General features: G+C 72.5%; 17 protein-coding genes and 1 tRNA gene. 9 read left to right on the top strand and 9 right to left on the bottom strand.

Annotated elements, in window-relative coordinates; translation table 11 throughout:
• Positions 1 to 424 precede the first annotated feature (424 nt).
• Positions 425 to 498: transfer RNA gene (locus AB0910_RS22965), tRNA-Pro, on the bottom strand.
• Positions 499 to 571: 73 nt separating this feature from the next.
• Positions 572 to 1,501, bottom strand: coding sequence for a metallophosphoesterase (locus tag AB0910_RS22960; RefSeq protein ID WP_366746494.1), 930 nt, complete (start codon positions 1,499 to 1,501; stop codon positions 572 to 574).
• 184 nt (positions 1,502 to 1,685) lie between these two features.
• Here AB0910_RS22960 and AB0910_RS22955 point away from each other — a divergent pair, with 184 nt between their 5' ends.
• Positions 1,686 to 2,147 carry a GatB/YqeY domain-containing protein gene (locus AB0910_RS22955; protein WP_366746493.1) on the top strand — a complete coding sequence of 154 codons (462 nt, stop codon included), beginning with the start codon at positions 1,686 to 1,688 and terminating at the stop codon, positions 2,145 to 2,147.
• Positions 2,148 to 2,353: 206 nt separating this feature from the next.
• Here AB0910_RS22955 and AB0910_RS22950 read toward each other — a convergent pair whose 3' ends face one another.
• Positions 2,354 to 4,672 carry a transglycosylase domain-containing protein gene (locus AB0910_RS22950; RefSeq protein WP_366746492.1) on the bottom strand — a complete coding sequence of 773 codons (2,319 nt, stop codon included), beginning with the start codon at positions 4,670 to 4,672 and terminating at the stop codon, positions 2,354 to 2,356.
• Positions 4,673 to 5,318: 646 nt separating this feature from the next.
• On the opposite strand from AB0910_RS22950, the gene AB0910_RS22945 reads away from it, so the two are divergent.
• The gene (locus AB0910_RS22945; protein ID WP_345645662.1) at positions 5,319 to 5,666 is read left to right on the top strand and encodes a WhiB family transcriptional regulator; all 348 of its coding nucleotides are present in this window, start codon (positions 5,319 to 5,321) and stop codon (positions 5,664 to 5,666) included.
• A 35-nt stretch (positions 5,667 to 5,701) separates the two neighbouring features.
• On the opposite strand, the gene AB0910_RS22940 is transcribed toward AB0910_RS22945, so the two are convergent.
• On the bottom strand, positions 5,702 to 7,261 hold the full coding sequence (locus AB0910_RS22940; protein WP_366746491.1) for an ArsA family ATPase: 1,560 nt from the start codon (positions 7,259 to 7,261) through the stop codon (positions 5,702 to 5,704).
• Positions 7,258 to 8,223, bottom strand: a complete 966-nt coding sequence (locus AB0910_RS22935; RefSeq protein ID WP_366746490.1) for an ArsA-related P-loop ATPase — start codon at positions 8,221 to 8,223, stop codon at positions 7,258 to 7,260. Before AB0910_RS22935 ends, AB0910_RS22940 begins: the two co-directional genes overlap by 4 nt.
• Positions 8,224 to 8,322: 99 nt before the next feature.
• On the opposite strand from AB0910_RS22935, the gene AB0910_RS22930 reads away from it, so the two are divergent.
• From AB0910_RS22930 to AB0910_RS22915, 4 genes are all read left to right on the top strand, one after another.
• The gene (locus AB0910_RS22930) at positions 8,323 to 8,484 is read left to right on the top strand and encodes a DUF4177 domain-containing protein (RefSeq protein WP_014178397.1); all 162 of its coding nucleotides are present in this window, start codon (positions 8,323 to 8,325) and stop codon (positions 8,482 to 8,484) included.
• Positions 8,481 to 8,951, top strand: a complete 471-nt coding sequence (locus AB0910_RS22925) for a RidA family protein (protein ID WP_366746489.1) — start codon at positions 8,481 to 8,483, stop codon at positions 8,949 to 8,951. Before AB0910_RS22930 ends, AB0910_RS22925 begins: the two co-directional genes overlap by 4 nt.
• A 260-nt stretch (positions 8,952 to 9,211) precedes the next feature.
• On the top strand, positions 9,212 to 10,087 hold the full coding sequence (locus AB0910_RS22920; protein ID WP_366746488.1) for an NUDIX hydrolase: 876 nt from the start codon (positions 9,212 to 9,214) through the stop codon (positions 10,085 to 10,087).
• On the top strand, positions 10,084 to 10,914 hold the full coding sequence (locus tag AB0910_RS22915) for an MBL fold metallo-hydrolase (protein ID WP_366746487.1): 831 nt from the start codon (positions 10,084 to 10,086) through the stop codon (positions 10,912 to 10,914). The genes AB0910_RS22920 and AB0910_RS22915 overlap by 4 nt, the downstream gene beginning before the upstream one ends.
• Positions 10,915 to 11,092: 178 nt before the next feature.
• Here AB0910_RS22915 and AB0910_RS22910 read toward each other — a convergent pair whose 3' ends face one another.
• Positions 11,093 to 11,767 carry a Crp/Fnr family transcriptional regulator gene (locus tag AB0910_RS22910; protein ID WP_345645679.1) on the bottom strand — a complete coding sequence of 225 codons (675 nt, stop codon included), beginning with the start codon at positions 11,765 to 11,767 and terminating at the stop codon, positions 11,093 to 11,095.
• Positions 11,768 to 12,063: 296 nt separating this feature from the next.
• Here AB0910_RS22910 and nth point away from each other — a divergent pair, with 296 nt between their 5' ends.
• The 3 genes from nth to AB0910_RS22895 all read left to right on the top strand — a co-directional run bounded on the left by nth (position 12,064) and on the right by AB0910_RS22895 (position 15,109).
• Positions 12,064 to 12,894, top strand: coding sequence for an endonuclease III (nth, locus tag AB0910_RS22905; protein ID WP_366746486.1), 831 nt, complete (start codon positions 12,064 to 12,066; stop codon positions 12,892 to 12,894).
• A gap of 97 nt (positions 12,895 to 12,991) precedes the next feature.
• Positions 12,992 to 13,780 carry a CoA pyrophosphatase gene (locus AB0910_RS22900; protein WP_366746485.1) on the top strand — a complete coding sequence of 263 codons (789 nt, stop codon included), beginning with the start codon at positions 12,992 to 12,994 and terminating at the stop codon, positions 13,778 to 13,780.
• Between the two features lie 129 nt (positions 13,781 to 13,909).
• Positions 13,910 to 15,109: a MarP family serine protease gene (locus AB0910_RS22895; RefSeq protein WP_366746484.1), complete on the top strand. Its 1,200-nt coding sequence runs from the start codon at positions 13,910 to 13,912 to the stop codon at positions 15,107 to 15,109.
• A gap of 143 nt (positions 15,110 to 15,252) precedes the next feature.
• On the opposite strand, the gene AB0910_RS22890 is transcribed toward AB0910_RS22895, so the two are convergent.
• The 3 genes from AB0910_RS22890 to AB0910_RS22880 all read right to left on the bottom strand — a co-directional run bounded on the left by AB0910_RS22890 (position 15,253) and on the right by AB0910_RS22880 (position 17,046).
• A complete protein-coding gene (locus AB0910_RS22890) occupies positions 15,253 to 15,486 on the bottom strand; it encodes a hypothetical protein (RefSeq protein ID WP_366746483.1) in 234 nt (77 codons plus the stop codon).
• A 130-nt stretch (positions 15,487 to 15,616) separates the two neighbouring features.
• Entirely contained in the window at positions 15,617 to 16,543 is a 927-nt protein-coding gene (locus AB0910_RS22885) for an alpha/beta hydrolase (RefSeq protein ID WP_366746482.1), read from the bottom strand.
• Positions 16,540 to 17,046, bottom strand: coding sequence for a phage holin family protein (locus AB0910_RS22880; protein WP_366746481.1), 507 nt, complete (start codon positions 17,044 to 17,046; stop codon positions 16,540 to 16,542). The genes AB0910_RS22885 and AB0910_RS22880 overlap by 4 nt, the downstream gene beginning before the upstream one ends.
• Positions 17,047 to 17,425 lie beyond the last annotated feature (379 nt).

The raw sequence follows: 17,425 nt of genomic DNA, 5'->3' as shown, positions 1-17,425 counted from the left end.
CACCCTCCAGTTCACCGCTGGCGAGCGTGACCGTGCCGCTTGTTTCGAGGGGCGGCTCTGGTCACGGAGTTCTCCAGGGAGCCGGTTGCGCGGTCGACCTGCCCCGAGCGCAACAAGCCTTTTCCCTCGGTCGACCGCAGTTGCGTCTCGCCGAACCAGTCGAGTGGGTCAGGGTTCTCGTCCGTCACGTGGCGCTCCCACAGGAAGGGTGGCGCGGCTGAGTGCCGTGCCTGCCCGGCGATCGTCGCCGTCGCATGAGACTTTCTCTGCCTTGTGCAGGCAGAGAAACGACTGGGTGCAGGGCGACAGAGACCGTGGCGCGTTTCGGTAGGACGCTGACCAAGATCACATCCAGATTGCCCCTGGAATGTAATCAGGGCCGGTCTCCTGTGAGGTAAACCGGCCCTGACCTGCTATTACGAAGTCGGGGTGGCGGGATTTGAACCCACGACCTCTTCGTCCCGAACGAAGCGCGCTGCCAAGCTGCGCTACACCCCGATCGCCGCAGCGTGCTGCGGCAACGAGGTTTACTTTAGCCCACGCGCCGCCCCAGGCGAAATCCGGTTTCGGGTCAGGGGGTGGCGGCCGTGAGGGTCAGGAGAGTGGCCTCCGGGGGGCAGGCGAAGCGGACGGGGGTGTAGCGGTTGGTGCCGCAGCCCGCGGAGACGTGGAGGTAGGAGGTGCGGCCCGCCGACTGGTGGGTGGAGAGGCCCTTCACGCGGTCCGTGTCCAGGTCGCAGTTGGTGACCAGGGCGCCGTAGAAGGGGATGCAGAGCTGGCCGCCGTGGGTGTGGCCCGCGAGGACCAGGGGGTAGCCGTCCGCGGTGAAGGAGTCGAGGACGCGCAGGTAGGGGGCGTGTACGACGCCGATGGAGAGGTCGGCGTCGGACTCGGGGCCGCCGGCGACCCGCGCGTAGCGGTCCCGCTTGATGTGGGGGTCGTCGAGGCCGGTGAAGGCCAGCTCGTAGCGGTCGAGCTTGAGGCGGGCGCGGGTGTTGGAGAGGTCGGTCCAGCCCGCCGCGTCGAAGGCGTCCCGCATGGGCTCCCAGGGGTTGTGCAGGGCGTGGACGGCGGGGGCGTTGCCGTTGAGGCCGTGCTTTCCCTGCGCCTTCTCGAAGAGGTACCGCGCGGGGTTGCGCAGCTTGGGCCCGTAGTAGTCGTTGGAGCCGAAGACGTAGACGCCGGGGAACTCCATCAGCGGGCCCAGCGCGTCCAGCACCTCGGGTACGGCCTCCGGGTCGGAGAGGTTGTCCCCGGTGTTCACGACGAAGTCGGGGCGCAGCCCGGCCAGCGACTGGAGCCAGCGGCGCTTCTTGCGCTGGCCGCGCACCATGTGGATGTCGGAGACCTGAAGGACCCGCAGGTCGCGCATGCCGCGCGGCAGGACAGGGACGGTCACCCTGCGCAGTCTGAACGAGCGGACTTCGAACCCCGCGGCGTAGGCGACGCCTGCCGCGCCGGCCGCAGCGATGGACAGGGGGACTCCGTAGCGTGCGCGCATACGCCCATCGTCGCAGACCTCGCGTGAGACCCGTCACGCGCCCGGGCGCGTGCGCCGTCCGCGCGCCGGTACGGGCCCCGGCCGCGCGCCCCCGCGAGCGCCCCGCGGGAGTCCCGCGTGCGCCGCGCGGCAGCCCCGGTAATCGGGCGGCAGGCGGCGTGCGTCGCCTGCCACACTTGACCCCATGACCAGCCTCAAGTCCAAGCTTCAGGAAGACCTCACCGAGGCCATCAAGGCCCGCGACGAGCTGCGCTCAGCGACGCTCCGGCTCACCCTCTCCGCCATCACGAAGGAAGAGGTCTCCGGCACGTCCGCGCGGGAGCTCAGCGACGACGAGGTGCAGAAGGTGATCGCCAGGGAGGCGAAGAAGCGCCGCGAGGCGGCCGACGCGTTCGCCAAGGGCGGGCGCGCCGAGCAGGCGCAGCGGGAGCTGGCCGAGGGCGAGGTGCTCGCCGTGTACCTGCCCAAGCCGCTGAGCGACGACGAGCTGGAGTCGATCGTCGCCGAGGCGGTGGCCGAGGCCAGGGCGGGCGGCGCCGAGGGACGCGGTGCGATGGGCGCCGTCATGAAGATCGTGACCCCGCGGGTGGCCGGCCGCGCGGAGGGCGGCCGCGTCGCGGGCGCGGTGAAGCGGCTGCTCGGGTAGGCGCGTCGTCGGCCGCGGTGCGCGTGTCCGCGGGCTGCCGGCCGCACCCGCGTGTCCGTCTACGCCCCGCCTGCCGGCGCCCCGGCCCCCGCGTACGGCCAGTCCGCCGCCACTCCCTCCGCGTACGCCCCGGCCCACGCAAAAGCGCCCCCCCCGGTCGAGAACCCCGGGGCGGGCGCCTTGGCGTGGGCGGGTGGCGGGACGCGTCAGTGGTTGCCGCCGAAGAAGCCTCCGCCGAAGCCGCCGTTGCCGCCCGCGTCCGCGCCGCCGTCTGCGCCCCCGTTCGCGCCGCCGTCCTGGCCGCCGTTGCCGCCGCCGCCGAACGCGCCGCCGATGTCCTGGCCCGCCGTGGCGCCGGCGTCCTGGGCGCCCGCGTTGTCGCCGTTGTCGCCGTCGTCACCGCCGTTGCCCTGGCCGCCGCCGTCGTCGTTCTTGTGGTCGTCGGGCTTGGGGGCCTTCTTCTTCATGTCGGGGAGCTTGATGGTCGGCAGCGGCGGCGACGTCGTGCCGGCCAGCGCCCCGCTCATCGCGTCCTTCCAGATCGGGCCCGGGGTGTCGGCGCCCATGACCTGCTTGTGGTACTGGCCGCCGATGGTGATGTTGCGCATCGAAACGTTGCCGGTCGGGCCGCCGACCCAGACGGCGCCCGCCATGTCGGAGGTGTAGCCGACGAACCACGCGGCGTTGATGTCGTCGGTGGTGCCTGTCTTGCCCGCGCTGTCGCGGTCCGTGAGGCCGGCGAGCGTACCGGTGCCGTCCTCGACCACGCCCTTCAGCAGGGAGTTGAGGACCGTGGCCGTGTGCTCGGACATCGCCTGCTTGCACTGCGTCTTCGGCACCGGCAGCGACTTGCCCGACGCGTCGGTGATCGTCTGCACGGCGATCGGCGAGCAGTAGACGCCCTTGTTGGCGAAGGTCGCGTAGGCATTGGCCATCGTCAGCGGCGAGACCAGCTGGGTGCCGAGGGTGATCGAGGGGACCTGGTCGATCTTCTTGCCGTCGGCGCGCTGCACGCCCAGCTTCGAGGCCATCCGCGTGACCGGGCAGACGCCGATCTTGCTGATCATCTGCACGAAGTAGGTGTTGACCGACTTGGCCATGGCCTCCTTCATGTTCATGGGCCCGACCTCGGACTTCGACTCGTTCTCGACGGTCTCGGGGGAGGTGGTGCTGTTCTGCCAGGTGCCGTCGCAGGTCTGCACGGGCGACGGGTAGTTCATCTTGTTCGGCGCGGGCTCGACCGTGCCGGGGTCGGTGCCGCCGTCGATCGCCGCCGCCGCGGTGATCGGCTTGAACGTCGAACCGGACTGGAAGCCGCTGCCGCCGCCCATGTTGTGGTTGACGCTGAGGTTGAGCTGCGTCTCGTTCTTGCCGATGCCGTACGGGCGCGACTGGCCCATCGCGACGATCTTGCCGGTGCCGGGCTGGACGAGGGTGACGGCCGTGGCGACGGAGTCCGACTTGTAGACGTGGTTCTCGATCGACGTCTGGACCGCCTGCTGCGCCTTGGGGTCGAGCGTCGTCTTGATCGTCAGGCCGCCGGTGTTCCAGCGGTCGGCGCGCGCCTGCGCCGTCTTGCCGAAGGCCGGGTCGTTGAGCAGGGTGTCGCGCACGTAGTCGCAGAAGAAGCCCGCGCCCTTGGTGGCGGTGATGCAGCCGCTCTTGGGGCTGGTGACCTTCAGCTTGATCGGGGTCGCGATCGCCTTGTCGGCCTCGGACTGCGAGATGTCGCCGACCTGGGCCATCCGCTCGAGCACCGTGTTGCGGCGCTTCAGCGCGGTCGGCTCGTCGTTGATCGGATCGTACTGGCTCGGCGACTGGACGAGGCCGGCGAGCAGCGCCGCCTCCTCCAGGTCCAGGTCCTTGGCGTGCTTGGAGAAGTAGCGCTCGGACGCGGCCTCGACGCCGTACGCCTGCTCGCCGAAGAAGGTGATGTTGAGGTAGTTCTCCAGGATCTTCTTCTTGCCGAGCTCGTCCTCGACCTGGATCGCGTACTTCAGCTCCTGGACCTTGCGGCCGAGGGTCTGCTGGGTGGCCTGGGCGACCTTGGTCGGGTCGTTGCCCGCCTCCTCGATGAAGACGTTCTTCACGTACTGCTGCGTCAGCGTGGAGGCGCCCTGCGAGACGCCGCCGGACTGCGCGTTCTGGTTCAGCGCGCGGGCGATGCCCTTTATGTCCACGGCGCCGTGCTCGTAGAAGCGCGAGTCCTCGATGGCCACGAGGGCCTTCTGCATGTACGGCGAGATGTCCTTGAGCGGCACCACGGTCCGGTCGCGCGAGTAGACGTCGGCGATCTTGCCGCCGTCCGCGTCGAGGATGGTGGTGCGCTGGCTCAGCGGCGGGGTCTTGAGGTTGGCGGGGAGCTCGTCGAACCCCTGGACCGTCCCCTTCGCCGCCAGGCCGAGAGACCCGAAGGCCGGCAGGGCGATACCCGCGAGGACCGCGCCGGCGAGCACGCTGACTCCCAGGAACTTGGCGGCCTGCTGGGTCTTGGACAGGCCCCCGCCCGAGCGCTTCTTTGGCATGGGTGAAGCCTACGGTCTGATTCGCCGGACACGGGTCAATGCTCTGGCCTAAGCTGTACCCAACGGTCACGATTCTGTATGCCTTTCCCGCAAGGCGCCGCTGCACTTCACAGGGTCGAGATCGTTTTCCGACGGATTCCGGTCTGTTCTGCTGGTTTCTGTCGGAGTCTGACGCGTCCGGGTCAGGCCCGGTGGCGGCAGAATGATTTTCGGCCTCTGTGAATCGGCCCCCGGTCGGCCTCCTCCTGCGCCGGAGGGTGCGACGCGAGGCCGAACGCATGTCGGGGGCATACCTGCGGGGTGTTCCCGGCCACCGCACTACGGGTCACACTTTCGAGTGGACTTGCCTTGTGAACTTCCGGTGAACCCGAACGCCGGAACGTGTGAGCAAGGAGCGCCCCACGGGGCGTGCGGCACCCGCGACGACGGCGACGAACTGCCTGTTCGCGCGGGGTGCCGCGGTCTGGCGACCCGTCACTCCCCTGGGTGATCTTTCGCGTACGCATAGTCCGTTCGGACCATTCAAGATTGGGCACGAAGGGGGTGTTGCGCTGTGTCCGCCAGCCGTAACGTCCTCAACTGGCAGCGGTGAATATGCCGCTTGCCGCCGTGGGGGAGCCTCGATTCGGGAGAGGACGGCGCCGGCATGGGCTGGGTTACCGACTGGAGTGCGCAGGCAGCCTGCCGCACTACCGATCCGGATGAACTGTTCGTTCAAGGTGCAGCGCAGAACAGGGCGAAGGCAGTGTGCACCGGGTGTCCGGTGCGTACGGAATGCCTGGCGGACGCGCTCGACCATCGCGTGGAGTTCGGCGTGTGGGGCGGCATGACGGAGCGGGAGCGCCGCGCCCTGCTGCGCAGGCGCCCCACGGTCACGTCGTGGCGCCGCCTGCTGGAGACCGCGCGCACGGAGTACGAGCGCGGTGCGGGCCTGCTGCCCGCGGGACTTGAGGACGACGAGGACGGCTTCGAGACGTACGCGGCGGCCGGGTAGGGCGGTCGCGCGCCCCCGGTGCGCGGGGCGAGCGGCTACGCGTCCTCGCCCGCCGCGAGGCGGTCGCCCACGGCCCGCAGCCCCGCCAGGTCGTGCACATCCCCCGGCAGCGCGGGGACGGCCGCCACGGGCACCTCGGGGTGGAGCGCAGTGAAGCGGTCACGCGTGCGCCGCTCGCGCGCGATGACCTGCATACGGTCCGCGTGCAGCCGCAGCAGGCCGGCCGTCAGCTGTTCCGCGTCAACGGGCCTTTCCGGCGCGCCGTTCGGCGAGGCGTCCGGAGCGGTGCCTGTGCCGTCCCGCGTGTCTGCGCCGGTCATGCCGTCTGCGACCTCTGCGCTGTCTGTGCCGGCTGCGCTGCTGTCTGTGCCGTCTGTGCCGTCTGTGCCGTCTGTGCCGGCTGCGCCGGCTGCGCTGCTGTCTGTGCTGTCTGTGCCTGCTGGGGTATCCGGGGTCCCTGCGGCATCCGCGGTGGCGGGGACATCCGCGGTGTCGGGGTGCTCGGACGGCCCGGCGGCCTCGGGAGAAGGACCGCCGCTCGGGGTGGCCGCGGTGGTTTCGGCGCGACGGGGAGCGGCGCCAGGGACACCATTCCCGGCCGTCTGATCCACAATGCGGGCCTCTTCAAGATTTTCCGCGGCGGCCCGCGCCCGCTCGGCGGACAGCCTCCTGGCGCCGCTGCCGTGCACGCGGTTGAGCACGAGGCCCGCGAGCGGCATCCGCTCCGCCGCCAACCTCCGTACGAAGAAGTCGGCTTCGCGCAGCGCGTCCCGCTCGGGCGCCGCCACCACGAGGAAGGCGGTGCCGGGCGCCTGGAGCAGCCGGTACGTGGCGTCCGCGCGGGTCCGGAAGCCGCCGAACATGGTGTCCATCGCCGCCACGAACGTCTGCACGTCGCCGAGGAACTGCCCGCCGAGCAGCTTGCCCAGCGTGCCCGTCATCACCGACATGCCGACGTTGAGGAACTTCATCCCGGCCCGCCCGCCGACCTTCGCGGGGGCCATCAGCAGCCGGATGAACTTGCCGTCGAGAAAGGACCCGAGGCGCTTGGGCGCGTCGAGGAAGTCGAGGGCGGAGCGCGACGGCGGGGTGTCCACGACGATCAGGTCCCACGCGTCGCGGGAGCGCAGCTGGCCCAGCTTCTCCATCGCCATGTACTCCTGGGTACCGGCGAAACCGGCCGACAGGGACTGGTAGAAGGGGTTGTCCAGAATCGCCCTGGCCCGCGCCGTGTCCGCGTGCGCCTCGACGATCTCGTCGAACGTCCGCTTCATGTCGAGCATCATCGCGTGCAGTTCGCCCGGGCCCTCGACGCCCTTGACCTGGCGCGGGGTGTTGTCGAGCGAGTCGATCCCCATGGACTGCGCGAGCCTGCGGGCCGGGTCGATGGTCAGCACGACCACCGTGCGGCCGCGCTCCGCGGCGCGGACGCCGAGCGCGGCGGCGGTGGTGGTCTTGCCGACGCCGCCCGAGCCGCAGCACACGACGATGCGGGTGGCCGGGTCGTCGAGCAGGGCGTCCACGTCGAGCGCGGGCGTGTCCGAGGGGACGCCCGCGGCCGCCGCGCCGCCGCCGGGCTCCTGGGCCTTGCTCATGCGAAAGCCTTCCCGAGCTGTCGTAGCTCCCTGGCAAGCCCGTACAGCCCTGCGAGGTCCACGCCCTCGCCGAGCAGGGGGAGTTCGTACGCGGGCACGCCGATCCCCGCGAGCACGGACCGCTGCTCGCGCTCCAGCTCGACGCGCTGCGCGTGCTCGGCCGCCTGGTCGAGCAGCGGGCCGACGAGCTTCGTCGGCGCCGCGAGACCGGTGCCCGCGAGCACCTTGGTGATCTCTTTGCGCCGGTCGCCGGAAGCGGCGCGCACCGCTGCCTCGTCCAGCAGGTGCGGGCGGACCATGTTCACGATCACGTTGCCCACGGGGAGTTCGGCGGCGCGCAGCTCCGCGACGCCGTCCGCGGTCTCCTGGACCGGCATCTCCTCGAGCAGCGTGACCAGGTGGACCGCGGTCTCGCGCGATCTGAGGACCCGCATCACGGCCTGCGCCTGGTTGTGTATGGGGCCGATCTTGGCGAGGCCCGCCACCTCGTAGTTCACATTGAGGAAGCGGGTGACGCGGCCGGTGGGCGGCGCGTCCATCACCACGTGGTCGTAGACGAAGCGGCCCGCGCGGTCGCGGCGCCGCACGGCCTCGCACGCCTTGCCGGTCAGCAGGACGTCCCGGACGCCCGGCGCGATCGTCGTCGCGAAGTCGATCGCGCCCAGCTTGCCGAGCGCGCGGCCCGCGCTGCCCAGCTTGTAGAACATCTGGAGGTAGTCGAGGAGCGCCTGCTCGGCGTCGATGGCCAGCGCGTACACCTCGCCGCCGCCGGACGCCACGGCGATCTTGCGTTCCTCGTACGGCAGCGGCTCGGTCTCGAAGAGCTGCGCGATGCCCTGCCTGCCCTCCACCTCGACGAGGAGGGTGCGCTTGCCCTCGGTGGCGAGGGCGAGCGCGAGCGCGGCGGCGACCGTCGTCTTACCGGTACCGCCCTTGCCGCTGACGACCTGGAGCCTGCTCACGTATGCGAGCCTAACCAGTCGCGTCGCGGGCTACGCACCAGGCCGCCCCCGGGGTTTCCCGGGAGCTGCCCCTAGGGGGCGTCCGGCTACAGTCGGGCCATGACCAAGTGGGAATACGCCACCGTGCCGCTTCTCGTGCACGCGACCAAGCAGATCCTGGACACCTGGGGCGAGGACGGCTGGGAGCTCGTCCAGGTCGTGCCGGGACCCAACAACCCCGAGCAGCTCGTGGCCTATCTGAAGCGGGAGAAGGCCGCATGAGCGGGGCAGTCGAGGCCGCGATCGCGGCGCGCGGGCTGACCCTGCCGGACGTGGCGCCGCCGCTCGCCGCGTACGTCCCCGCCGTCCGCAGCGGCGCCTACGTCTTCACGGCGGGCCAGCTGCCGCTGGTGGAGGGCAAGCTGCCGCTCACCGGCAAGGTGGGCGGCGAGGTCACCGCCGAGGAGGCCAAGGAACTCGCCGCCACCTGCGCGCTGAACGCGCTCGCCGCCGTGAAATCCGTCACGGGCGACCTGGACAGGATCGCGCGCGTGGTGAAGGTCGTCGGGTACGTGGCGTCCGCCGCGGACTTCACCGGCCAGCCCGGCGTGATCAACGGCGCGAGCGAGCTGCTCGGCGACCTCCTCGGCGACAAGGGCGTGCACGCGCGCAGCGCGGTCGGCGTCGCGGTGCTGCCGCTCGACGCGCCGGTCGAGGTCGAGCTCCAGGTCGAGCTGACCGAGGACTGAGCCCCGGCGCCCCGGCCGACGCCACTGTGCGGCGGTTCGGGTCGCCGCAGCCGACACCTCTCGCCCGGGGGTCGGGTTCGCCCGCACCCGATGCCCGTGTCGGGCGGGCCGGGCCCGTACGGGGATACGGGGACGACCCCACCGGCCCGGTATCCCGTACGGAGCCGGGTCGCCTCCCGTACGGAGTCGGGCCGCCCCCGCGGCCCCCGGCCGCGCGAGCAGCTCTCGAACATCCGACCGTGACCGCATACGATCCGGCCATGCCTACAGGTCAGTGGTTCCCGCCCGAGTGGCCCGAGCGGATCAGGGCGCTCGCCGCGGGCGAACTCGACGTGGTGGAGGCGCGCCGCGCCGCCACCGTCGTGCTGCTGCGGGACGGTGCGCCCGGGCCCGACGTGTACATGCTGCGGCGGCGGGCCTCGATGGCGTTCGCGGCCGGTGCGTACGTCTATCCGGGCGGCGGCGTCGACCCGCGCGACGACGACCGGCACGTCGGCTGGGCAGGGCCCGGCCGCGAGACCTGGGCGCGCAGGCTCGGCGTGGGCCCCGCCGAGGCGCAGGCCGTCGTGTGCGCCGCCGTCCGCGAGACCTACGAGGAGGCCGGGGTCCTGCTCGCGGGGGAGAGCGCGGACAGCGTCGTCGGCGACACCACGGGCGAGGACTGGGAGGCCGACAGGGCCGCGCTCGCCGCGCACGAGCTGTCCTTCGCGGAGTTCCTGAAGAAGCGGCGCCTGGTGCTCCGCAGCGACCTGCTGGGCGCGTGGGCGCGCTGGATCACGCCGGAGTTCGAGGCGCGCCGCTACGACACGTGGTTCTTCGTCGCGGCCCTGCCCGCCGGCCAGCGCAGCAGGAACGCCTCGACGGAGGCCGACCGGGCCGTGTGGATCAGGCCGGCCGACGCGGTCGCCGCGTACGAGCGCGGGGACCTGCTGATGATGCCGCCCACGGTCTCGACGCTGCGTGACATGGCACCGTACGGCTCCGCGGCCCGCGCGCTCGACGCGGCCGCCGAGCGCGACCTGGTGCCGGTGCTCGCGCGGGCCCGCATGGAGGGCGACGAGGTCGTGCTCACCTGGCCCGGCCACGAGGAGTTCACCCGGCGCATCGCCGCAGCCCCGGAAGGCGGGCGGGCATGACGGGCGCGGCCGAGCTGCCGGGACAGCCGCGCGGGGGTGTCGCCTCGGGCGCCGCGACGGCGCGCGCGGTCAACGTCCTCGCGCCGAACCCGTCGCCCATGACCCTCGACGGCACCAACACGTGGATCGTCGCGGAACCCGGCTCCGGCCTCGCCGTCGTGATCGATCCGGGGCCGCTGGACGAGGGGCACCTGCGGGCCGTGGTCCGCACCGCAGAGGAGGCGGGCAGGCGGGTCGCGCTGACCCTGCTCACCCACGGCCACGCCGACCACGCGGAGGGCGCCGCGCGCTTCGCCGAGCTGACCGGGACCGCCGTGCGCGCCCTCGACCCGGCGCTGCGCCTCGGCGACGAGGGCCTCGGCGCCGGCGACGTCGTCACCACGGGCGGCCTCGAACTGCGGGTCGTGCCGACGCCCGGCCACACCGCCGACTCGCTCAGCTTCCACCTGCCTGCCGACCGCGCGGTCCTCACCGGTGACACGGTCCTCGGCCGCGGCACCACCGTCGTCGCCCACCCGGACGGGCGGCTCGGGGACTACCTGGACTCGCTGCGCAGGCTGCGGTCGCTGACGGTGGACGACGGCGTGGACACCGTGCTGCCGGGGCACGGCCCGGTCCTCGAGGACGCCAGGGGCGCCGTCGAGTTCTACCTCGCCCACCGCGCGAACCGCCTCGCCCAGGTCGAGACCGCGGTCGAGAACGGTCTGCGCACCGCCCCCGAGGTGGTCGCCGAGGTCTACGCGGACGTGGACCGTGTCCTGTGGCCCGCCGCCGAGCTCTCGGTCCGCGCCCAGCTCGACTACCTCGCGGAGCACGGCCTCGTCTGACCCGCACGGCCCACCCGCACGACCGACCCTTCGGGGGGCGTCTTCCGCCCGTGCACCCGCGCGTACTCGCCCGCGAGCCAGGGCCCCAGGTCGTCCGCGTACGCGGCGAGCACCGCGGGCTCCGCGACCGGGGCACGCGCGACGGCGGCCGCGGCCCACGGGCCGCGGCCGGGTGGGGTCAGCGGGAGCGCTTGGCCAGGCGTTCCACGTCGAGGAGGATCACCGCGCGGGCCTCCAGGCGCAGCCAGCCGCGCTGGGCGAAGTCGGCGAGTGCCTTGTTGACCGTCTCGCGGGAGGCGCCGACCAGCTGGGCCAGCTCCTCCTGGGTGAGGTCGTGGACGACGTGGATGCCCTCTTCCGACTGGACGCCGAAGCGGCGCGACAGGTCGAGCAGGGCGCGGGCCACGCGGCCGGGCACGTCGGAGAAGACCAGGTCGGACATCTGGTCGTTGGTCTTGCGCAGGCGCCGGGCGATGGCGCGCAGCAGGGCCGAGGCGACCTCGGGGCGCACATTGAGCCAGGGCAGCAGGTCGCCGTGGCCGAGGCCGAGGAGCTTGACCTCCGTGAGCGCCGTCGCCGTGGCCGTGCGCGGGCCGGGGTCGAACAGCGAGAGCTCGCCGATCAGCTCGCCGGGGCCGAGCACCGCCAGCATGTTCTCGCGCCCGTCGGGGGAGGTGCGGTGGAGCTTGACCTTGCCCTCGGTGACCACGTAGAGGCGGTCTCCCGGGTCCCCCTCGTGGAACAGCGCGTCGCCGCGCGCGAGCGTGGTCTCGCTCATCGAGGCGCGGAGCTCGGTGGCCTGATCGTCGTCGAGCGCCGCGAAGAGCGGGGCACGCCGTAGAACGTCGTCCACGAGTTCTCTCCTTGTCGACCTGCTCGGGAAGCGGGCCCCTGCCGGGAAACCGCGATCCCCATGATGCCGTAGGTGCTGCTGATGCCGAACGCGCAGCAACCTCTCCGTACGGAAAGTTTGACCTACCAAGGATGCTCTGCCGCGCGCTCCGGCGGAATCGGGTGACGGCAGGCCCGTATCCGCCCCGATGTCAGTGGCGGGCTTTAGGCTGGCCGGGTGTCCAACTGACCGGTGAACGACCGGCGACAGCGCAGGCCAAGGGGGCTTGGAGAGTGTCCGCGGAGTCCAGTTCCGCTGTGGGCGAACAGCCCTCGGCAAAACCGAAGAAAAGCGCGAAAGGCGCAAAACCCGAGTCGCACCTCGCCATGGTCCGGCGCGCCCGGCGGATCAACCGCGAGCTCGCCGAGCTCTATCCGTACGCCCACCCGGAGCTCGACTTCAGGAACGCGTTCGAGCTGCTGGTCGCGACCGTGCTGTCCGCCCAGACGACCGACCTGCGGGTCAATCAGACGACGCCGGGACTCTTCGCGAAGTACCCCACCCCGGAGGACCTGGCGGCCGCCGTGCCCGAGGAGCTGGAGGAGGTCATCAGGCCGACGGGCTTCTTCCGCGCCAAGGCGAAGTCCCTGATCGGCCTCTCCACCGCGCTGCGCGACCGGTTCGACGGGGAGGTGCCGCCCACCATCGAGGACCTGGTGACGCTGCCGGGCGTCGGCCGCAAGACGGCCAACGTCGTGCTGGGCAATGCCTTCGGGGTGCCGGGGCTGACCGTGGACACCCACTTCGGCCGCCTGGTGCGGCGGTGGAAGTGGACGGAGGCCCAGGACCCGGAGAAGGTCGAGGCGGACGTCGCCGCGATCTTCCCCAAGAGCGAGTGGACGATGCTCTCGCACCGGATCATCTTCCACGGCCGCCGCGTCTGCCACTCCCGCAAGCCCGCCTGCGGCGCCTGCTCGATCGCGCCGCTGTGCCCCGCGTACGGGGAGGGCGAGACGGACCCGGAGAAGGCGAAGAAGCTCCTCAAGTACGAGCTGGCGGGCAAGCCAGGACAGCGGCTGAGCCCGCCGTCCGACTACCCGGGCAGGCCGGCGCCGCCGCTCGGCGGCGCCCCCGAGGGCGGCGCGTGAGCCGAGGCGGGCCGCCCGGGCCCGCACAGGCCCGGCGGGCCCCCGCACAGGCCCCGCGGGGAACGATCACAGCGCCCCGCCGCGTTACCGCTCGGGGGTGCAGATGACGCACGCGCGGACACAGAAGACCGGAGAGGCCGCGGCGGCCCCGGAGCACGCCGTCCCGGCAGCGGACACCGGACGGGCCGTGCCGCACGCCGAGGCGGGCGGCGCCCCGCGGGAGACCGCCGTCAGCACGGCGGGCCTGCCCGAGTGGCTCCAGCCCGTGGTGCGCGCCGCCGCGACCGTACGGCCCGAGCAGCTCAGCAGGTTCCTGCCGCCCGAGGACGGCGGCGGCCGCCAGTCGGCGGTCCTCGTCCTCTTCGGCGAGGGCGAGCGCGGCCCCGAGCTGCTGCTGACGGAGCGGGCGAGCAGCCTCCGCTCGCACGCGGGCCAGCCGTCCTTCCCCGGCGGCGCGCTCGACCCGGAGGACGGCGACCCGGCGACGACCGGGCCGCTGCGCGCCGCGCTGCGCGAGGCCCGCGAGGAGACCGGCCTCGACCCCTCGGGCGTGCAGGTCTTCGGCGTGCTGCCGCGGCTGTACATCCCGGTCAGCCGGTTCGTCGTGACGCCGGTGCTCGGCTGGTGGCACACCCCGAGCCCGGTCGGCGTCGTCGACCCTGCGGAGACCGCGCGGGTCTTCACGGTTCCCGTGGCGGATCTCACCGACCCCGCGCACCGCGCCACGACCGTCCACCCCAGCGGCCACCGTGGCCCCGCCTTCCAGTGCGGCTCCTCGCTGGTCTGGGGTTTCACCGCGGGCGTGATCGACCGGCTGCTGCACTACGCGGGGTGGGAGCTGCCCTGGGACCGCGACAGGCGGGTCCCCCTCGACTGGCGGGCATGACAGGCTGAACCCCGCACCCCCGACCGGACGCCGGGCCCCGACCCGAGGGGCCCGGGCCGGCCACGACCCCGCCAGGGCCTCAAGACCACCACGCGAGGCGCCCGGTACGACAATGCGAGGCAACTGACGGTGAACGTGCTGGACATCCTGCTGCTGGTCGCCGCCGTGTGGTTCGCGGTCATCGGCTATCGCCAGGGATTCGTCGTCGGCATCCTCTCGGTGATCGGCTTCCTCGGCGGCGGGCTCGTCGCCGTCTACCTGCTGCCGCTGGTCTGGAAGCAGCTGACCAGCAACGCCGACGTGTCCACGACCGCGGTCGTCGTCGCCGTCGTGATCGTCATCGTCTGCGCCTCGGTCGGCCAGGCGTTCACCACGCACCTCGGCAACAAGCTGCGCAGGTTCATCACCTGGTCGCCGGCGCGCGCCCTGGACGCCACGGGCGGCGCGCTGGTCAACGTGGTCGCGATGCTGCTGGTGGCGTGGCTCCTCGGCTCCGCGCTCGCCGTCACGTCGCTGCCGACGATCGGCAAGGAGGTGCGCAGCTCCAAGGTGCTCCTCGGGGTCTCCCAGGTGATGCCCGACCAGGCGACCACCTGGTTCGCCGACTTCTCCTCCGTCCTCGCGCAGAACGGCTTCCCGCAGGTCTTCAGCCCCTTCGCGAACGAGCCGATCACCCAGGTCCAGGCGCCCGACCCGGCCCTCGCGGGCAGCCCCGTCGCGGCCCGCGCGCAGAAGTCCGTGGTGAAGGTCGTCGGTACGGCCTCCGGCTGCGGGAAGGTGCTGGAGGGCTCGGGCTTCGTCTTCGCCGACCACCGGGTCATCACCAACGCCCACGTCGTGGGCGGCGTCAGCGACCCGACCGTGCAGATCGGCGGGGAGGGCAGGCTGTACGACGCGAAGGTCGTCCTCTACGACTGGCAGCGCGACATCGCCGTCCTCGACGTGCCGGACCTCGACGCGGCGCCGCTGAAGTTCAGCGCGGCCGACGCGCGCAGCGGCAACAGTGCCATCGTCGCGGGCTTCCCGGAGAACGGCGCGTACGACGTGCGCTCCGCGCGCGTCCGCGGCCGGATCAACGCGAGCGGCCCCGACATCTACCACCGCGGCAATGTCACGCGCGACGTGTACTCGCTGTACGCGACGGTCCGGCAGGGCAACTCGGGCGGCCCGCTGCTGACCCCCGACGGCCGCGTGTACGGGGTGATCTTCGCGAGGTCGCTCGACGACGACAACACCGGCTACGCCCTGACCGCCGACGAGATCAGGCCCGACATCACGGCGGGCAGGACGGCCCACCAGCAGGTCGACACGCAGGGCTGCGCGCTCTAGGCCGCGACTTCCAGGGCCCGCGCCCGGACGCGGCCCCTCCGTGCCCGGCCGGGTGCGCGCCGGGCACGGAGAAGCCCCGGGCGGTCGGCCCGGGGCGGGGTGGTCGGGTGGATCGTGTCGCTGAAGGAAGGCGGCCCGGCCGCTCAGGCGCCGCTGCGCGTGCCGGCCCTGGCGGTCGAGGCGCCGCGCTGGTGGCGCAGCCTCGCCGAGACCCAGCGCGCCCTGCGGCGGATGATGAGGGGGATGCCGATCCCCAGCCGCTGCTCCTGGTCCGTGACCCCTATCTGCGGGACACCATCCCTCGGGTACATGATCGGCGCTTCGGCCGATGCCGGGTTCCTGCGTGCTGCGTCACTGTGATCGTGCGTCCAGCCCATACTCGACGTGTGCCCCTGCCCCATGGTCGGTAACCGCGTCGCTCCGCCCCAATCGGCCTATGCTTCCGGCAATTGGCAACTCATGCGATCGTCGTAGCGGATTCATTCGTTCGGGGGAGCCGCGGTCGCCTCAGGCGTCGTGCCGGTCCTGCGCGGGGTCGGCCAGCCAGTCGAGCAGCTCCGTGGAGAAGGCGACCGGGTCCTCCTCGTGCGGGAAGTGCCCGACGTCCTCGAACAGCCGCCAGCGGTAGGCCGACTCGACGTACGCGACGGAGCCCGCCGTCGAGCGGGTGCGCATCGCCGGGTCGAGCGCGCCGTGCAACTGGAGCGTGGGGACGCGCACGGGCCGCTTCATGCGCCGGTAGAACTGGACGCCGTCGGGCCTGGCAAGCGACCTGACCATCCAGCGGTACGGCTCCACGGAGCAGTGCGCGGTCGACGGGATCAGCATCGCCCGCCGGTAGGCGGCGAGGGCCTTGTCGTCGGGCTTGGCGGGCCCCGACCACTCGGTGATCAGCTCGCCGACCAGCGCCGCGTCGTCCGCGACCAGGCGCCGCTCCGGCACCCAGGGCCGCTGGAACCCCCACACGTACGCCCCCGCGCGGGTCTGCGCGAGGTCGGAGAGCATCGCCGCGCGCCAACGGCGGGGGTGCGGCATGGAACTGACGACCAGCCGCCGCACGAGCTTCGGCCGCATCACGGCCGCCGTCCAGGCCAGGTAGCCGCCCAGGTCGTGGCCGACGAGCGCGGCGTCGGGCTCGCCGAGCGAGCGCACCACGCCGGTGATGTCGAGCGCCAGGTTCGCCGGGTCGTAGCCCCGGGGTGTGCGGTCGCTGCCCCCGACGCCCCGCAGGTCCATCGCCACGGCCCGGTACCCGGCCTCGGCGAGGGCCTCCAGCTGGTGGCGCCAGGTCCACCAGAACTGCGGGAAGCCGTGCAGGAGCAGCACGAGCGGCCCCTCACCCAGCTCGGCGATGTGGAAGCGCGCACCGTTGGCCGCCACGTCGCGATGGGTCCAGGGTCCGTCGATGCGCACGCCCGAGTCAGAGGCCGTCATGCAGACGAGCGTGCCACAGTCGCGGAGTCCGAGGGGGCGGCGGTCGCGAGCTCCCGCTCGTGCGGCTTGGCCTTCTGGAGCACGGACGCGGTCTCCTTCGCGGCCGCGATCGTCTTCTGGGGCGGCTTCACCTTCTTGAACTTCAGCGCGGCGAAGCCGCCGAGGATGCCGGCGAGCACGACGAAGGCGCCGGCGACGATCAGGAACGACCAGGCGAGGCCGAGCCCGAGGTTGTGGATGCCGTACGCGGCCGCGAAGCTGAACATGGGCAGCGAGAACAGCAGGAAGATTCCCGCGGTGCCGCCCGCTGCGCCGCCCGTCACGCCCCGCTTGACGTCCTGGCGCAGCTCCGCCTTGGCGAGCGCGATCTCGTCGTGCACCAGCTCCGACATCTCGGCGGTGGCGGCGGCGACCAGCTGGCCGAGACTGCGGTCGGCGGGGATGGTCTCGACGACGGTGCCCGTCTTTACCGCATCGGCAACCTGCTTCTCGGGGTCGCTCATCGGTGACTCCCTCTCCTCGGCCGTAACCGTTCTCTGGTGTCGTTCTTCTGCTCCGGCGGGCGCCGGGAACCCGGGCGTGCGGCCCGCGCCCGCTTCCGGGCCCCTGCCGCGGGCCCCGGGGGGCCCGTGTGTCGGATGTTCCCGTTGTCCGATCATGCCGGACGGCGGTCGCCCGCGCGCGCTGCCCCCGCGGGTCGCCGCCCGGGAGCGACCGTGTTACCCATCGGTACCCCCGTTCGCGCCGCCCGCACACACCGGCCGGGGCAGCCCGGGCCGCGCCTGCCCGGGGAAACGGCGGCGGGGGTGCCGGGGAGCCCGCGCCCCGGCCCAGGCTGTGGGCGAGCGAGACGATGCCCTCCACTATCTTCAGGTCGACGGG

The organism is Streptomyces sp. NPDC047002 (assembly GCF_040704505.1).
Taxonomy (GTDB): Bacteria; Actinomycetota; Actinomycetes; order Streptomycetales; family Streptomycetaceae; genus Streptomyces.
Note: the sequence above shows the minus strand (reverse complement) of the source record. Positions and strands in the feature narration are given on the sequence as shown.

Coding starts and splice junctions, on each gene's coding strand:
- AB0910_RS22930 (WP_014178397.1), top strand. CDS start 8,323: ATGACCAAGTGGGAATACGCCACCGTGCCGCTTCTCGTGCACGCGACC.
- AB0910_RS22920 (WP_366746488.1), top strand. CDS start 9,212: ATGCCTACAGGTCAGTGGTTCCCGCCCGAGTGGCCCGAGCGGATCAGG.
- AB0910_RS22945 (WP_345645662.1), top strand. CDS start 5,319: ATGGGCTGGGTTACCGACTGGAGTGCGCAGGCAGCCTGCCGCACTACC.
- AB0910_RS22955 (WP_366746493.1), top strand. CDS start 1,686: ATGACCAGCCTCAAGTCCAAGCTTCAGGAAGACCTCACCGAGGCCATC.
- AB0910_RS22880 (WP_366746481.1), bottom strand. CDS start 17,046: ATGAGCGACCCCGAGAAGCAGGTTGCCGATGCGGTAAAGACGGGCACC.
- AB0910_RS22915 (WP_366746487.1), top strand. CDS start 10,084: ATGACGGGCGCGGCCGAGCTGCCGGGACAGCCGCGCGGGGGTGTCGCC.
- AB0910_RS22885 (WP_366746482.1), bottom strand. CDS start 16,543: ATGACGGCCTCTGACTCGGGCGTGCGCATCGACGGACCCTGGACCCAT.
- AB0910_RS22950 (WP_366746492.1), bottom strand. CDS start 4,672: ATGCCAAAGAAGCGCTCGGGCGGGGGCCTGTCCAAGACCCAGCAGGCC.
- AB0910_RS22890 (WP_366746483.1), bottom strand. CDS start 15,486: ATGGGCTGGACGCACGATCACAGTGACGCAGCACGCAGGAACCCGGCA.
- AB0910_RS22960 (WP_366746494.1), bottom strand. CDS start 1,501: ATGCGCGCACGCTACGGAGTCCCCCTGTCCATCGCTGCGGCCGGCGCG.
- AB0910_RS22940 (WP_366746491.1), bottom strand. CDS start 7,261: ATGAGCAAGGCCCAGGAGCCCGGCGGCGGCGCGGCGGCCGCGGGCGTC.
- AB0910_RS22925 (WP_366746489.1), top strand. CDS start 8,481: ATGAGCGGGGCAGTCGAGGCCGCGATCGCGGCGCGCGGGCTGACCCTG.